This window comes from Nocardioides sp. 503 (genome assembly GCF_004522095.1).
GTDB lineage: Bacteria > Actinomycetota > Actinomycetes > Propionibacteriales > Nocardioidaceae > Nocardioides.
In genome coordinates this window covers 645187-659636 of sequence record NZ_SPUI01000004.1, presented here as the reverse complement: position 1 = coordinate 659636, position 14450 = coordinate 645187, and the positions used below count along the sequence as shown (strand labels likewise).

13 protein-coding genes and 1 tRNA gene are annotated in these 14450 nt (G+C 72.4%); 3 read left to right on the top strand and 11 right to left on the bottom strand.

All coding sequences use genetic code 11. From position 1 onward, the window contains the following. Positions 1-21 precede the first annotated feature (21 nt). The 4 genes from E4622_RS16960 to E4622_RS16945 form a co-directional block, all read right to left on the bottom strand. A complete protein-coding gene (locus E4622_RS16960) occupies positions 22-993 on the bottom strand; it encodes a ribose-phosphate diphosphokinase (protein ID WP_134741489.1) in 972 nt (323 codons plus the stop codon). A 67-nt stretch (positions 994-1060) separates the two neighbouring features. Continuing rightward, on the bottom strand, positions 1061-2524 hold the full coding sequence (gene glmU, locus E4622_RS16955) for a bifunctional UDP-N-acetylglucosamine diphosphorylase/glucosamine-1-phosphate N-acetyltransferase GlmU (protein ID WP_134741367.1): 1464 nt from the start codon (positions 2522-2524) through the stop codon (positions 1061-1063). Between the two features lie 134 nt (positions 2525-2658). Then, positions 2659-3756, bottom strand: a complete 1098-nt coding sequence (locus E4622_RS16950; RefSeq protein WP_134741366.1) for a ScyD/ScyE family protein — start codon at positions 3754-3756, stop codon at positions 2659-2661. Between the two features lie 109 nt (positions 3757-3865). Then, positions 3866-4846, bottom strand: a complete 981-nt coding sequence (locus E4622_RS16945; protein ID WP_134741365.1) for a hypothetical protein — start codon at positions 4844-4846, stop codon at positions 3866-3868. A gap of 183 nt (positions 4847-5029) precedes the next feature. Here E4622_RS16945 and E4622_RS16940 point away from each other — a divergent pair, with 183 nt between their 5' ends. Then, positions 5030-6979, top strand: a complete 1950-nt coding sequence (locus tag E4622_RS16940) for a fibronectin type III domain-containing protein (protein WP_134741364.1) — start codon at positions 5030-5032, stop codon at positions 6977-6979. Between the two features lie 172 nt (positions 6980-7151). Here E4622_RS16940 and E4622_RS16935 read toward each other — a convergent pair. The 4 genes from E4622_RS16935 to E4622_RS16920 all read right to left on the bottom strand — a co-directional run bounded on the left by E4622_RS16935 (position 7152) and on the right by E4622_RS16920 (position 9544). Continuing rightward, a tRNA-Gln gene (locus E4622_RS16935) sits at positions 7152-7230 on the bottom strand. Positions 7231-7260: 30 nt separating this feature from the next. Further along, positions 7261-7515, bottom strand: coding sequence for a DUF6752 domain-containing protein (locus E4622_RS16930; RefSeq protein WP_245156076.1), 255 nt, complete (start codon positions 7513-7515; stop codon positions 7261-7263). Then, positions 7512-9113, bottom strand: a complete 1602-nt coding sequence (locus E4622_RS16925; protein ID WP_134741363.1) for a class I SAM-dependent methyltransferase — start codon at positions 9111-9113, stop codon at positions 7512-7514. Before E4622_RS16925 ends, E4622_RS16930 begins: the two co-directional genes overlap by 4 nt. After that, positions 9110-9544 (bottom strand): adenylyltransferase/cytidyltransferase family protein, encoded by a 435-nt coding sequence (locus E4622_RS16920; protein ID WP_134741362.1) that lies wholly within the window; start codon positions 9542-9544, stop codon positions 9110-9112. The genes E4622_RS16925 and E4622_RS16920 overlap by 4 nt, the downstream gene beginning before the upstream one ends. Before the next feature lie 119 nt (positions 9545-9663). Here E4622_RS16920 and E4622_RS16915 point away from each other — a divergent pair, with 119 nt between their 5' ends. Together E4622_RS16915 and E4622_RS16910 are read left to right on the top strand one after the other, a co-directional pair. Then, positions 9664-10815 carry an ATP-dependent DNA ligase gene (locus E4622_RS16915; protein WP_167736133.1) on the top strand — a complete coding sequence of 384 codons (1152 nt, stop codon included), beginning with the start codon at positions 9664-9666 and terminating at the stop codon, positions 10813-10815. Continuing rightward, positions 10808-11350, top strand: a complete 543-nt coding sequence (locus tag E4622_RS16910) for a hypothetical protein (protein ID WP_134741361.1) — start codon at positions 10808-10810, stop codon at positions 11348-11350. The genes E4622_RS16915 and E4622_RS16910 overlap by 8 nt, the downstream gene beginning before the upstream one ends. A gap of 328 nt (positions 11351-11678) precedes the next feature. On the opposite strand, the gene E4622_RS16905 is transcribed toward E4622_RS16910, so the two are convergent. Genes E4622_RS16905 through E4622_RS16895 form a run of 3 tightly spaced genes read right to left on the bottom strand, consistent with a single transcriptional unit; the run spans position 11679 to position 14422 of the window. Then, positions 11679-12761, bottom strand: a complete 1083-nt coding sequence (locus E4622_RS16905) for a DNA polymerase domain-containing protein (protein ID WP_134741360.1) — start codon at positions 12759-12761, stop codon at positions 11679-11681. Between the two features lie 9 nt (positions 12762-12770). Next, positions 12771-13181 (bottom strand): hypothetical protein, encoded by a 411-nt coding sequence (locus tag E4622_RS16900; protein WP_134741359.1) that lies wholly within the window; start codon positions 13179-13181, stop codon positions 12771-12773. Further along, entirely contained in the window at positions 13181-14422 is a 1242-nt protein-coding gene (locus E4622_RS16895) for an acyl-CoA desaturase (RefSeq protein WP_134741358.1), read from the bottom strand. Before E4622_RS16895 ends, E4622_RS16900 begins: the two co-directional genes overlap by 1 nt. Positions 14423-14450: the final 28 nt, after the last annotated feature.

Sequence of the window (14450 nt, the reverse complement as noted above, 5' to 3'; positions counted from 1 at the left end):
CGAGGCGGAGTCGGAACAGGGTCAGGCGTGACCGTCGAACATCGAGGTGACCGAGCCGTCCTCGAAGACCTCGCGGATCGCGCGCGCGACGAGCGGGGCGATGGACAGGCAGGTCAGCTTGTCGAACTCACGGTCCGGGGTGAGCGGGAGCGTGTTGGTGACGACGACCTCGGTGGCCGGCGAGTTCTTGAGCCGGTCGACGGCGGGGTCGGACAGGATCGCGTGCGTCGCGGCGATGATGACGCCCTTGGCGCCGTCGGCCATCAGCGCGTCGGCGGCCTTCACGATCGTGCCGCCGGTGTCGATCATGTCGTCGACCAGCACGCACATGCGGCCCTTGACGTCACCGACGACGCGGTTGGCGACGGTCTCGTTGGGCCGGTCGGTGCGGCGGCTCTTGTGGATGAACGCCAGCGGGGCGCCGCCCAGGCGGGCCGACCAGCGCTCGGCGACCTTGATGCGGCCGGCGTCGGGCGAGACCACGGCCATCTGCTGGTTGCCGTACTTCTCCAGCACGTAGTCGGCCAGGATCGGCAGCGCCATCAGGTGGTCGACGGGGCCGTCGAAGAAGCCCTGGATCTGGTCGGCGTGCAGGTCGACGGTGATCAGCCGGTCGGCGCCGGCGGTCTTGAAGAGGTCGGCCATGAGCCGCGCGGAGATCGGCTCGCGGCCGCGGTGCTTCTTGTCCTGGCGGGCGTAGCCGTAGAAGGGCATGACCACGGTGATCCGCTTGGCACTCGCCCGCTTGAGGGCGTCGACCATGATCAGGTGCTCCATGATCCACTCGTTGATCGGAGCGGTGTGGCTCTGGATCACGAAGGCGTCGCAGCCGCGGACCGACTCCTCGAAGCGCACGTAGATCTCGGAGTTGGCGAACTCGTAGGCCGACTGCGGGACCAGGTCGGTCTCGAGGATCCCGGCCACCTGCTCGGCCAGCACGGGATGCGCCCGGCCACTGAAGATCATGAGGTTCTTCTCGGTGGCCCGCTTCATTCCGGTCACGTCGTCGTGCTCCTGGCTCGCGGAGGGGTGTCGCAGCGATTCTGCCCGTAGTGGCTGGTCAGCCCAACTCGGGGTCGTCCTCGTGAGACGTGACCTCCGCCTCGCGGGACGCCGCCTCGGCCGCGGCAGCCTGGGCGGTGCCGGGGCGCCTGGACTGGGCCCAGCCGGGCAGGTTGCGCTGGGGGCCGGCGCTGACGGCCAGGGCACCCGGCGGGACGTCACGACGTACGACGGTCCCGGCGCCGGTGGCCGCGCCGTCACCCACCTCGACCGGCGCGACGAAGGTGTTGTTGGACGCCGTGCGGGCGTGCTTGCCGATGGTGGTGCGGTGCTTGGCGACGCCGTCGTAGTTGGCGAAGATCGTGCCGGCGCCGATGTTGGTGCCCTCCCCGATCTCGGCGTCACCGACGTAGGACAGGTGCGGAACCTTGGCGCCCTCGCCGATGTCGGCGTTCTTGGTCTCGACGAAGCCGCCGATCTTGCCGCCCTTGCCCAGCCTGGTGCCGGGGCGCAGGTAGGAGAACGGTCCGACGGTGGCCTCGTCGCCGATGACGGCGAGCTCGCCGTGGGTGCGCACGACCCGCGCGCCGGCGCCGATCTCGCAGTCCTTGAGCGTGCAGTCGGGGCCGATCACGGCGTCCTCGGCGACCACGGTGGCACCCAGGAGCTGGGTGCCGGGCAGGATCGTGACGTCCTGGGCGAGCACCACGTCGGCGTCGATCCAGGTCGTGGCGGGGTCCATGACCGTGACGCCGGCGCGCATCCAGCGGCTGACGATCCGGCGGTTGAGCTCGCGCCCGAGCAGGGCCAGCTCCTCGCGGTCGTTGGCGCCCTCGGTCTGCCAGGGGTCGTCGATGGCATGGGCGCCGACGGTGAGGCCGGCGTCGCGGGCCAGCTGGACCATGTCGGTGAGGTAGTACTCGCCCTTGGCGTTGTCGTTGCCGATGCGCGGCAGCGCCTCCACGAGGAAGGACGCGTCGAAGGCGAGGATCCCGGAGTTGATCTCGGCGATCTCGCGCTGGTCGGCGGAGGCGTCCTTCTCCTCCACGATCGCCTCGACGTCGCCGTCGCCGTCGCGGACGACGCGGCCGTAGCCGAACGGGTCGGCGACCACCGCGGTGAGCACGCTGACCGCGCGCTCTGCGGCCTCGTGCTCCGCGGCGAACGCGCGCAGGCTCTCGCCCTCGAGCAGCGGGGTGTCGCCGGTCGCGACGATGACGGTGCCGGAGCCGAGGTCGGGCAGCGCCTCGACGGCCACGCGCACGGCGTGGCCGGTGCCCTGCTGCTCCTCCTGGACGGCGAGCACGACGTCGGGCAGGAGCTCCTGGATGTGGGCCCCCACCCGCTCGCGCTGGTGGCCGACGACAGCCACCACCCGCTCTGGCTCGACGGCGCCCACGGCCTTGAGGACGTGGCCGATCATGCTGCGGCCGCCCACCTGGTGCAGGACCTTCATGGTCTTGGACCTCATCCGGGTGCCACCGCCTGCGGCGAGGACGATCACGGTCACGTTGCTGGGCAAGGCAGGTCCTCCGGGGTCGGCGTCCGGCTCACTCTAGTGCCGGAGTCTGCGAGACCAAGCGCGCCGGACGCCCACGGCGGCGGGCGTGAGCCCGCGCCCGGCACAGTCTCCCGTGCCGGGCGCGGACGCCCGGGTCAGCGGATCCTCGTGAGCGCCCCGGGGCCGAAGACCGGGCCGGTGAGGTAGATGCCGCTCCCCACGTCGACCCCACCGGGCAGCACCAGCCGGCCCTTCGCCAGCTCCCGGGTGCGGACGTGGTGGTGGTGCCGGGTCAGGCGGTAGAGCGCGCCGACCTCCGCCCCCGGGACCGGCTCCTCCGACTCGACCGCGAGCCAGCTCAGCTTGGACAGCGAGACCGCGTAGACCGACCGCCGGTCGGCGCCGAGGTCCACGACCGAGGTGAGGCCGTCCGCGAAGCGCGTGCAGCGGCCACGCCACGGCGCCTCGGGGTCGCAGACCGCACCCACCGAGCCCGGCTTGATGCGCCACACCTGCGAGGTGCCCGGGGTGGCCGGAAAGCCGCGCAGCTCGCCGACGTACCAGTAGCCGTCGGGTCCGACGGTGACCGAGGTGGACACCGCCTCGCTCGGCACCTGCTCCTCCGGGAGCGGGATCCCGTCCGGGACGTCCACGACCCGCGGCTTGAACCGCGCCACCGTCTTGACGGTGCCGTCCGGCCACCACCGCAGCAGGTCGTTGCCCGCGGCGTCGGCGATCAGCACGCTGCCGTCCTTGAGCGCGGCCAACCCGAACGGGTTGCTGTCGGTCGGGAGCTGCTCGAGGTCGTCCGGGTCGGGATCGCCCGCCTGGTAGGCGGCGACGTCCAGCACCGGCTTCGGGGAGTCGTACCCGTAGCGCCACTCGTAAAGGGTCGAGGAGCCCTCGACCGGGGGGCTGCCCGGCTCGCCGGCCGCGCCGGTGAGCAGGAAGACCCGGCCCCGCCGGCCCGCCGCGATCGCCGGTGCGAAGCCGCCGGGCACGCTGCCGAGCTCGACGACCTTGGGGGCACGGTGACGGCGCTCGACGACGAGGCTGAAGCTGCCGTCACTCTCGGTGACCAGGGTGCGTCCATGCCCGAGCGTGTCGACGCCGCGCGGGCCGTCGAGGCCGTCGACGACCGTGCGCAGCCGGCCATCGTGGTGCGAGTGGCCCTGACCGGCGAGGGCCGGGGCGAGTGTGGCGATCAACAGTGCGGTCGTGGCGACCGCGGTGGTCCTGACGATCCTTCTCATGCGTGCGTCTCCTGCTCCGGTTGGCCCCCGTACGACCCCCTCGGGCCACGTAATACCGGTGCGGACCCCGACGCATCGCCCAAATTGACGAAGGTCGGTGCGCGGAGGCTCAGCGCGGGCGGGCGGTGGCCCAGGCGACGCCGAGCTCGAGCATGGAGCCGACCCCGAAGTGCGACATCGCCTCGGAGAGCCGGCGGCGCCCGGTGCGCTCGGAGATGCCGAGCGCCCGCGAGGCCGCCTCGAGGGTGGCGCCGCTGTTCATCAGGGTGAGGAGGGGGTCCCAGCCGGCGGACTCGGCCCGCGCCGGCACGGCGCGCTCCCACATCCGCTCGAACATCCAGCTGGCCATGCCGGCGACCGCCCGGTTGCGCACCGACATCACCGAGGTGGGCCAGCTCTCGCCCCACACCAGGGGCACCGCCACGGTGCTCTCGTCGGTGATCCAGAACCAGCTGGGGGGCTCGGCCATGAGCCGGATCTCCACGCCCGCCTCCAGCTCCTGGGCGAGGCGCTCCTGCGCGGCCGGGTGGACCGCGTCGGCGAGGGAGGCCAGGACCCGGGCGCGACGGCCCTCGCCCTGGCTGGCCTCGTGCCACACGCGCTGCATGGCCGGGTCGGCGACGTAGAGCTGGGAGGCGTCGGGCAGCACGACGTCGGTGCGCAGCGACGGCTCCTTGGCCTGCTTGACGTGCCACAGCTCCACCACGGCCTCGTGGCCGTGGAAGACCTCGACGTCGGCGAGCTGCTGCCCGGCGCCGCCGGTGTCCCAGTCGCGCGTGAGCTGCGGCAGCTGCCCCACGACCTCGGCGAGGTCGGCCAGCCGGCGCAGGACCTCGGCGCTCAGGTCGCTCGACCGGCGGCGTACGACGTCGGCGACGACCTGGTCGGGAGCGGTGTAGCGCACCTGGTCGCCCTGCACGGCGAGGTAGCCGTCGTCCGCGAGCACCTCGAGGTCGCGGCGTACGGCGGTCTCCTCACGCATCGCGAGCGCCGCCAGCTCCGAGACGGTCTGCGCCCTGGCGCGGAAGCCGATGCCCAACAGCTCGAAGACGCGACTGTCCGGCGCACCGCCGAGTCGGTCGGGAGACATGGGGTGATCGTGGCATGCCGCCAGCCAACCGCGCCTGACGGCCCCCCGGACGTCCGTTTCCGGCCATGGCACCGATCGGCCAGGCCGGTCCCTGCCATGGCCGGATTCGGTCACCCATTTCGGCCGGTCGGGGCCCAGGATCCGTGACGAGGCCAATCTCGGCCCGATCTCTGGAGGACCAGCATGCACGCACCCCGGGCCACCGCCCCCCGCTCGCGACGAGTCGTCGCCGGGCTCGCCGTCACCGCCGTCGTGAGCGCCGGGCTCGCCTGCATGGGCACGGCCAACGCCGCCGGCCCGGCCTTCCCGCAGACCCTGACCTTCACGCCCGTCGACCTCGAGGCGACCGCCGACGGCGTCTTCGCGGCCGGGTACGTCGGCGTGGACACCGACCAGGACTTCGACTTCGACGAGATCACCGGCTACGTGCAGGCCGTCGGCAGCGGCGAGCGGATCAGCCTCGGCGAGGGCACCCAGCCGACCGCGATGGACGTGTCCAGCGACGGCGACTACCTCGTCATCATCGGCAACCAGAAGCAGGGCGAGGGCGACGACCAGTACGACGCCCCCGTCACGTGGCTCGTCGGCACGGAGAACATGAACGTCAGCGGTCCCACGCTGATCGAGGGCAAGAACCCCTACGCCGTCGCCTTCGGGAGTGCCGGCTACTACGTCGCCTACACGGGCTGGAACGGCGGGGCCGGGGTCTACAGCTCCGGCCGGGACGTCGCCCTCCCCGAAGGCGTGCAGCCCTCGCACCTCGCGGTCCTCCCGGGCGAGGGCGGCACCGACGAGGTCGTCGTCGGCGCCACCGACTACCAGGGCGAGGCGGCCCTCGGCACGCTGCGCACCATCGCCGGCGACGGCACGGTCAGCGAGCGTCGGGTCCTCGGTCCGGACGACGACCGCCGCGGCTTCATCAGCGCCATGGACGTCGACGAGGTCCACCACCTCACCTACGCGGTGACCGTCCGCGACATGGAGGACGGTCCCCAGGAGTACGGCCTCAACGTCATCGGTCCCGAGACCGACGAGTACGTGCCGCTGCCCGACCCGGTCTCCGGCGTGTCCGTCTCCCCCGACGGCGAGACCGTCTACCTCGCGGGCGGTGGCTCCATCGCGGCCTACGACGCCGACGCGCTCGACTCCTACGTCGGCGACAACTACCCGCCGTACGCCTACCTCGGAGGCGACGGCATCGGCCTGATGGACATCGCGCCCTCGGGCCGCCTCTACGTCACGGCGGAGCACGAGACCAGCGAGGACCCCGAGGTCAGCCAGACCGTCACCAAGGTCCACGCCATCGACGCGCCCGGCGCTCCCACCGACCTCCGGGCGGTGGCGTCGGAGGACAGCAGCACCAGCCTGCTCGCCACCTGGGCGGTCCCGGCGAGCACGGGTGGCGTGCCGCTCGAGAACGTGACCTACCGGGTGACTCTGCAGGACAACGCCGGCGGCGCGCCGCGCGTCGAGAGCGCCTTCGAGCCCAGCTACCAGTTCGACGACCTCACCGAGGGTCACACCTACACGCTGACCGTGGCGACGACCAACGGCCTCTTCACCTCCAGCCCCGTCGAGGCCAGCTACACCGTGGCCCCGTCGGTCGCACACCCCTCGTCGATCGCCGTCCGCGGCCGGGTCGCGGTGGGCTCGACCCTGTCGCTGGCCAACACCGGCTCGTGGGCGCCCGGCACGGCGCTCACCTACACCTGGTACGCCGACGACCGGGTGGTCTCGACCACGCCGACGCTGCGCCTGACCAAGGCGCACCTCGGCCGGAGCATCTTCGTCATGGTGCGGGGCACCAAGGAGGGCGTCGCGCCCGCCACCGTCTACACCGAGCCCACGCCGAGCGTGGCGCCGGGCACCCTCGCCGCCCGCGTCCCGACCGTCACGGGCAAGGCCAAGGTCGGCAAGACGCTGACGGCCAAGGCCGCCGGCTGGACGGCCGGCACCCGCCTGGCCTACCAGTGGTTCGCCAACGGCAAGGCCATCAAGGGGGCCAAGGCCGCCCGGCTCAAGCTCAAGGGCGCCCAGGCCGGCAAGAGGATCACCGTCAAGGTGACCGGCTCGCTGACCGGCTACCGCACGGCCTCCAAGACCAGCAAGGCCACCGCGAAGGTCAAGCCCTGACGCTGGACGACCCTCGCGACTCGACTGCGGCTCCACGTCCTCATGGGGGGGACGTGGGGCCGCTGTCGTCGGCGGCGACGCCGACACGACAGGGCCGTCGCGCCCTGCCCACGTATGGCGGCCCCACGTCCTCGGGGGAGACGTGGGGCCGCTCCACGGACGGCACCAGACGCTCCCCGGGTAGGAGTCGAACCTACGTCGCTAGTCCTGATTCAAAGTCAGGCGGGCCCTGCCGGCAGACCAACCGGGGATAGGGGCACCACGATAGAGCGCCCCGGAGGTCAGAGCCGGACGCGGTAGTCGGCGAGCGCCTGCCGGACGCGCTCCTCGTCGCGGTCGGCGACCGGCAGGAGCAGCTCGGCGACGACGTCGGTGAGCTCGGCGATGCGGCGGTTGAGCTGGCGGTTCTCCTGCACCTCGGCCTCCAGCGCCGACAGGCGGGAGAAGACCCCCAGGCTGCGGCGGCGGCGGGCGCGGGCGGCGCGGTCGCGTCCGATCGCCAGGCGGGACCGGATCGGGTCGAGGGGGCTGGTCATGAGGTGGTCCTCTCAGGAGTGCTGCGGTGGTCTCGCGGGCCCGGCCAGGCGACGCGCATGCGGCAGACGGCGGGGTCGGGCCGGTCGAACAGGTCCTCGCCGGGTCCCAGCTCCTCGAGCTCGACGAGCCCACCGGCCGCCTCGACCTCACGCCGTACGACGTCGGGCGCGAGGCGCCGCACGAGCCCGGCGGGCTCCGGCTCGGGCAGGCTCCGGCCGGTCGTGGCGCTGAACTCCAGGAACAGCAGGCCGCCGCGGCGCAGCGCCATGCGCGAGAGCAGCCAGAGGTTCGCGCGGGCCGCGTCGTCGAGGCTGCCCAGGACGTGGCGCGCGTAGAGGTGGGGCTCGGCCCGCGCCAGCTCGGCTCCGGTCACCAGGACGCTGCGCAGCTCGTTGAGCACCAGCAGCCGGGCCTCGACGGGGAGCTTGCGCCGGCGCGCCCGGCGCGCCAGCCGGCTGCGTGCGGCGCGGGAGAAGTCGTAGGCCAGCACGGGTCGGCCGCGGGTGCCGAACCACAGGGCGTCGCGACCGGTGCCGGCGCCGACGTCGGCCACGGTGTCCCCCGCGGGCAGCTGCCGGTGCACCCACCGGGCGAACGAGGACCGGCGCCGCGGCACGCCCCGCGCCTCCCCGTGGTGGAAGGCGGTCCACCGCCCCATGTCGGTGCGGAAGCCGCGCAGCCAGCCGTCGAGGCGGCGCACGCCGGCCACCGGGTCGGCGTACTGGAAGGACGGGTCCGGCACCCGCCAGGACGGGCCGTAGACGAACGCCAGCATCTCCTCGGGGCGCGCGGGGGCGGGGAGCTCGAAGCCGTGCAGCTCGACGGTCGACAGCGGCAGGATCGCCGACTCCGGCAGGCGACCGCTGCGGTTGCCGAGCTGGTAGAACGTCCCGGCCACCCGGAAGGCCACGAAGACGTCGATGTGGCACACCCGGCCGTCGCTCAGCGGCAGCAGCAGCTTGAGGTCGCCGCCGGACATCCGCAGGAGGTTCCAGCCGAGGTCCCTCAGGGCGCGCTCGACGCGGTAGGACTCCAGGATCAGGTCCGCCGGCGAGGTCTCGTGGCTGAGGTAGCAGACGTCGGTGTCGGAGTCGTGGGCGATCATCGCGCCGTCGCGCACGGCCCCGAGGAGCGCGCCGTAGCTGAGGTACGCCGTGAGGCCGCACGCCTCGCTCAGGTCGGTGAGGGCGCGCTGGGTGCCGGCGAGGATCTCGTCGCGCACGCCCGCGTCGGTGGCGGAGAACGCGCGGCCCAGGTGGCCGACCTTGTCGACGGCCAGCGGCAGGCCCTGGGCGTCGACCACCGCGACCCGCCCGTCGCCGTCGCCGAGGCGCACCTCCTCGTCGAGGAGCACCTGCCGACCGTCCGCGCCGGCGACCCGCACCCGGCTCCAGCCGCTCAGGAACGGCCGCAGCACCTCCGGCCACGGCACCAGCACGCCTCCGCGGTGCGCCCGGCCGTCGCGCGCGGCGGTGAACGCCCAGACGTAGCGGCCGTCGAGGCTGACGACCAGCGGTCCCTCGACCGGAGTGCGGACGAGGACGCCGGCGTCGTCGACCCGCGCTCCCGTCGCGACCCGCGCAGGCGCCGTCGTCACGAGGCGGGCCTGGCGGCCGTGATCACCGCGCGCAGCTGGGTGCTGGAGGTGTGCACGGTGTAGGGGAAGTAGACGACCTCGACGCCGAGCGGCGCCATCGTGCGCTCGAGCGCGTCGCCGCGCTCGGTGCCGCGCCAGTCGTCGCCCTTGAAGACCCGGTGGAAGCCGACCTGGGCCCACGCGTCGCGCTTGTCGGGGGTGGTCTCGGCGTAGGTCGCGTCCACGATGCCGATCGCGTCCACGATCGCGAGCCGCTCCTCCAGCGGCACGAACGGGACCATGCCCTTGGCCTGCCGGCACATCTCGTCGGAGACGACCCCGGCGACCAGCACGTCGCACAGCTCGCGCGCCTGGCGCAGCACGTTGAGGTGGCCGACGTGGAAGAGGTCGTAGACGCCCGGCACGTACCCGATCGACGGACCCACGCTCATGCCTCCCCCTTTTTGTTCATTCTTGAGTAACTTACTGTACTTCATCGGTGAGCAGACGCCTGCCACCGGTCTGGACCGAGCTCGCCTCGGGCGTCCACGACGTGGCATAGCCTCGGGGCGTGGACCTGCCCGTCATGCCGCCCGTCCAGCCGATGCTCGCCAAGGCCGTCGCCGGGGTGCCCGACCCGGCCAAGCACGGCGGCCTGGTCTTCGAGCCCAAGTGGGACGGCTTCCGATGCCTGGTCTTCCGCGACGGCGACGAGGTCGAGCTGACCAGCCGCAACACCAAGCCGCTGACCCGTTACTTCCCCGAGGTGGTCGAGGCGATCAAGGAGCAGCTGCCCGAGCGCTGCGTCGTCGACGGCGAGCTGTTCGTCGCGAGCATCTCCCCCGACGGCGACCGGCTGGAGTTCGAGGTGCTGCAGGAGCGCATCCACCCGGCCCAGTCGCGCGTCACGATGCTGAGCGAGACGACGCCGGCCGGCTTCGTGATCTTCGACCTGCTGGCCCTCGGCGACGAGTCGTACGTCGACCGGCCGCTGCGGGAGCGGCGCGCCGAGCTGGAGGCGTCGTTCTCCGGGCTCGAGGGCCCCTGCTACCTCACGCGCACGACCGACGACCCGGCCGTGGCCCAGGAGTGGTTCACCACCTTCGAGGGCGCGGGGCTGGACGGCGTGATCGCCAAGCCGCTGGACGCGCCCTACACCCCCAACGGCCGCACGATGATGAAGGTCAAGCACGAGCGCACGGCCGACGTCGTCGTCTGCGGCTACCGCGAGCACAAGACCAGCACCCCGGAGCAGCCGCTCCTCGGCAGCCTGCTGCTCGGCCTCTACGCCGGCGGCCAGCTGCAGCACGTCGGCGTGAGCGCCTCCTTCACCCAGAAGCGCCGCGCCGAGCTCATCGAGGAGCTCCAGCCGCTGGTGTGCGACATCGCCGACCACCCGTGGTCGGCCTGGGCGGGCCCGGACAACCCGCAGGCGATCGCCAACCCCGACCGGGTGCCGGGCACGCAGAGCCGCTGGAGCGCGGGCAAGGACCTGAGCTTCACACCGCTGCGGCCCGAGCGCGTCCTCGAGGTCAAGTACGACGCCATGGAGGGCCGGCGCTTCCGCCACACCGCCCACTTCAAGCGCTGGCGGCCCGACCGCGACCCCGAGTCGTGCGGCTACGACCAACTGGAGCAACCCGTGCGCTACGACCTCGCTAGTGTTCTCAGTGCTCGACCGAGCTCGACCACCGACAACGCCAGGAGAGACACAGATGGCTGACTACGACGTCGTGCTGCTGATCGAGCAGGAGCTCACGCCGGGTGACGCCGCGCAGCTGCGCTCGCTCCACGAGGGGCTCGACGACCCCGTGACCTACCACGTGCTGCTGCCGCTCGAGGACGCCGCGGCGCGCATCGAGGCCTCCATGGGGTCCCTGTCGGCCGGCGAGATGCTGGCCTCGCCCGGCATGTCCATGAGCGACGTCGACCTCGACGCCGTACGCCACGACTGCGAGGAGCGCTCCGAGCGCGAGCTGCGCCACACGCTGGAGGCGCTCACCGCCGTCGGCGCCACGATCGGCAGCGGCACGGTCGTGACCGACCCCCCGATCGAGGCCCTGGCCACCAAGGTCACCGAGGTCGACGGCCGCGAGGCGATCATCCTCACCCGGCCCCACGTCGTCGCGGAGTTCTTCCACCTCGACTGGACCAGCCAGGCCCGGCGCAAGATCGGCGTGCCCGTCCTGCACCTGCTGGAGCACGAGAGCTTCGACGAGCAGGCCGGCGGCACCGGCGAGGGCGTCACCGGGGTCTGAGCGCCCGGGCTCCACCTGAGGCCGGGTCGCACCGTCCCCGCAGGCCACAGCAGCCACGTGCGCCCCACCAGAGTGTCGAATGTGGCAATCGTGTGGATCTCCTGTTGCCTGGGGGTGTAAGACGGCTACCTAGGTTATGTGGATCGAAACAACGAATTCGTGTGGCTGGGGGGAGCACGAAGGCGCGGTTTCGAGGGGAGCAAGGATCCCGCCCCGGCCGTGAGGCCGCGGCCGGCGCCCGGGAGGGTGCGCCACCGGATCGGCCAGGAGCCCCGCCCACCCGCTCCGCGAGGAGCGACCGGGCGGGGCTCCCGTGCGTGCGACCGCGTCAGTCCTCGAGGCGGTTGCCGTCCTCGTCCCAGTGCGCCTCGACCTTCTTGCTGGGCTGCACCCGCGGCGGCTCGCCGGGCATCTTGGGGTGGTCAGGCGGGTAGTTGAGCTCGCCCCCCGGCAGCTCCTCCCACAGCGCCAGCAGCGGCTCCAGGGAGTAGGCCTCGTCGTCGATGCCGGCCCACGGGTCCCCGTCGGCGAGCCGCTCCGGGACGGTGAACAGGTTGAAGACGCTCGGGTCGCTCACCTCGGGCAGCTCGTCCCAGTGCAGCGGTGTGGAGACCGGGGCGCCGGGGAGCGGGCGCAGCGAGTAGGCCGAGGCGATCGTGCGGTCGCGGGTGTTCTGGTTGAAGTCGACGAAGATCCGCTCGCCGCGCTCCTCCTTCCACCAGGCGGTGGTCACCTGGTCGTCGCGCTGCTCCAGCGCGCGACCGAAGCCGATGGCCGCGTGGCGCACGTCGGCGAACTCCCACTCCGGGCGGATCCGCACGTAGACGTGGATCCCCCGGTTGCCCGAGGTCTTCACGAAGCCGCGCAGCCCGAGCTCCTCCAACAGCTCCTTGGCCACGCCGGCCACGCGCACGGCGTCACCGAAGCCCGTGCCGGGCTGCGGGTCGAGGTCGATGCGCAGCTCGTCGGGGCGGTCGACGTCGCTGCGCCGCACCGGCCAGGGGTGGAAGGTGAGGGTGCCCATGTGGGCGCACCAGACCGGCACCGCGATCTCGGTGGGCACGATCTCCTCGGCGGTGCGCCCGGACGGGAAGGTGATCTCGACGCTCTCGAGGTAGTCGGGCGCGCCCCTCGGCACCCGCTTCTGGTAGAACGCGTCGGCCTTCTCCCCCGGCCGTCCCGTCGCGAGCCTGATCTCCGGCCGTACGCCGGCGGGCCAGCGCTCCAGCGCGGTCGGCCGGTCGCGCAGCGCGCGCATCAGGCCGTCGTCGACGACGGCGAAGTACTGCGCCACCATCAGCTTGGTGACCTCGGGCGTCGTGTCGGTGGCCTCGTAGATCACCCGGTCGGGGCTGGACACGCGCACCGCACGTCCCCCGGCGTCGACCTCGGCGGCAGGCGTCTTCGGCATGGGGCCAAACTAGCCCGACAGCACCCTGGTCAGCTGGAAGGTGGGCCGTCGGTCGAGGTCGTCACGGCCGGGCCGCACGAACTCGAAGCTGGCGGTGGTCACCACCACCCACGAGCCGAGCGGCTCGTCCTGTCCGAGCACGGCCTCGCCGACCCCGTCGTACGCCGCCAGCAGGGCCGCGGCGCACTCCTCGTGCGTGGGCGGGAAGTGGAAGGCGTTGCGGCCCTCCTCGACGGCCGAGCCGAGGAACGCGATCGGCCGGCCCAGGCCGGTGCCGCAGACACCGCACACGCGGCTCAGCGCGCACTGCGTGACCCGGCGCTTGTCCAGCTGCGCCGCCGAGGAGCAGGCGAACGGCACCGGCACCCCCAGCCGGGGGTCGCGCGGCAGCTCGGCGAAGGTCGTCGGCGCGGCGTCCATCAGTCGTGCTCCCGCTCGCGGGGGCTGCGCGCGTAGGCGCCCAGCTCGCGACGACGCGGCTGGCGCTCCTCGTCGGAGCGGCGCTTGCGGTCGCGCGGCGGCTCGTTCGCCGTGTCGCGGCGCTCCGGCGGGGCGGGGTCGTCCGAGGAGGTCATGTGGTTGGGCAGCGACAGCTTCATGATCGTGCGCAGCGCCTGGCCGTACTGCCGGTGCAGCGGCCCGATCGTGTAGGGGATGTCGTACTTGTCGCACAGCGCCCGCACCTTGACCGCGATCTCCGGGTAGCGGTTGCTCGGGAGGTCGGGGAACAGGTGGTGCTCGATCTGGTAGCCGAGGCTGCCGCTGAGGACGTGCAGTGTGCGGCCGCCCTCGAAGTTGGCCGAGCCGAGCATCTGGCGCAGGTACCACTCCGCGCGGGTCTCGTCCTCGAGCTCCTCCTCGGTGAAGTGCATCGCGCCGTCGGGGAAGTGGCCGCAGAAGATGATCATGTAGGACCACAGGTTGCGTGCGAGGTTGGCGCTGGCGTTGGTGACCAGCGTCGTCCTCCACTGCCGGCCGGACAGCGCGGGGTAGACGACGTAGTCCTTGAGGATCTGGTTGCGGCCCTTGCGCAGGATCTGGCGCAGCTGCCGCTTCATCTCCTTCGGGTCCTTCTCGCCCTTGCGGATCCGCTCCAGGTCCAGGTCGTGGAGCGCGACGCCCCACTGGAAGAGCGAGGCCAGCAGCGCGTTGTAGACCGGCTGACCGAGGTAGTAGGGGTGCCACTTCTGCTCGCGGGCCATGCGCAGGATGCCGTAGCCCACGTCGTTGTCGTGGCCCAGGACGTTGGTGAACTGGTGGTGCACGTAGTTGTGGGAGTGCTTCCACTGCTCGGCCGGCTGCGCGGTGTCCCACTCCCAGTTGCTGGAGTGGATCTCCGGGTCGTTCATCCAGTCCCACTGGCCGTGCATGACGTTGTGGCCGATCTCCATGTTCTCGAGGATCTTGGCCAGGCCGAGCAGGCTCCCGCCGAGCACGGCGGCCGGCACGCGGGTGCGGCGCGACTGGGTCCCCGCCATCAGCGTGACCCGGCCGGCGGCCGCGAGGCCGCGCTGGAGCTTGATCATCCGGTTGATGTACGCCGCGTCGTCGGCGTTGCGGGACTCCTCGATGTCGGCGCGGATCGCGTCGAGCTCACGGCCGAGCTGTTCGACCTCCTCCTCGGTGAGGTGGGTGTACTCCTTGACGTCGGCGATGGCCATCGTGGGTTTCCTTCCGTCGATCGTGCGG

What these genes read in the sequence shown, in the direction of transcription:
- E4622_RS16910 (WP_134741361.1), top strand. Translation starts at nt 10,808, where the DNA reads ATGGCTGACTACGACGTCGTGCTGCTGATCGAGCAGGAGCTCACGCCG.
- E4622_RS16940 (WP_134741364.1), top strand. Translation starts at nt 5,030, where the DNA reads ATGCACGCACCCCGGGCCACCGCCCCCCGCTCGCGACGAGTCGTCGCC.
- E4622_RS16920 (WP_134741362.1), bottom strand. Translation starts at nt 9,544, where the DNA reads ATGAGCGTGGGTCCGTCGATCGGGTACGTGCCGGGCGTCTACGACCTC.
- E4622_RS16905 (WP_134741360.1), bottom strand. Translation starts at nt 12,761, where the DNA reads ATGCCGAAGACGCCTGCCGCCGAGGTCGACGCCGGGGGACGTGCGGTG.
- E4622_RS16945 (WP_134741365.1), bottom strand. Translation starts at nt 4,846, where the DNA reads ATGTCTCCCGACCGACTCGGCGGTGCGCCGGACAGTCGCGTCTTCGAG.
- E4622_RS16950 (WP_134741366.1), bottom strand. Translation starts at nt 3,756, where the DNA reads ATGAGAAGGATCGTCAGGACCACCGCGGTCGCCACGACCGCACTGTTG.
- E4622_RS16895 (WP_134741358.1), bottom strand. Translation starts at nt 14,422, where the DNA reads ATGGCCATCGCCGACGTCAAGGAGTACACCCACCTCACCGAGGAGGAG.
- E4622_RS16960 (WP_134741489.1), bottom strand. Translation starts at nt 993, where the DNA reads ATGAAGCGGGCCACCGAGAAGAACCTCATGATCTTCAGTGGCCGGGCG.
- E4622_RS16900 (WP_134741359.1), bottom strand. Translation starts at nt 13,181, where the DNA reads ATGGACGCCGCGCCGACGACCTTCGCCGAGCTGCCGCGCGACCCCCGG.
- E4622_RS16930 (WP_245156076.1), bottom strand. Translation starts at nt 7,515, where the DNA reads ATGACCAGCCCCCTCGACCCGATCCGGTCCCGCCTGGCGATCGGACGC.